The organism is Pseudomonas sp. SMN5 (genome assembly GCF_052041925.1).
In the GTDB taxonomy this organism is placed as follows: domain Bacteria; phylum Pseudomonadota; class Gammaproteobacteria; order Pseudomonadales; family Pseudomonadaceae; genus Aquipseudomonas.
In genome coordinates this window covers 1-250 of sequence record NZ_JBKGGX010000089.1, presented here as the reverse complement: position 1 = coordinate 250, position 250 = coordinate 1, and the positions used below count along the sequence as shown (strand labels likewise).

1 protein-coding gene is annotated in these 250 nt (G+C 65.6%); it reads left to right on the top strand.

Features of this window, described 5'->3' with window-relative positions; translation table 11 throughout:
* On the top strand, positions 1 to 250 hold a 250-nt coding region (locus ACLEJR_RS27115), incomplete at both ends, for a hypothetical protein (protein WP_440817790.1).

Sequence of the window (250 nt, the reverse complement as noted above, 5' to 3'; positions counted from 1 at the left end):
TTTGTTGAGTCGCCAGGATGAACACGGCGCACTCACCCATTACCACTGGGACGCCATGGGCCGGCTGCTCCAGACCACCTCGCCAACGGGCGCGATCCGGGCCTGGACCTACAACGCCTACGGCAAGGTCACCGCCGAGCGCGACGAGCTGGGGCGGGTCACCCGTTATGAATACGCCGACGACCTGCACTTGGTCAGCCGCCGACTTAACCCCGACGGCACGGCGCTCAAGTACCGCTACGACTCGGCT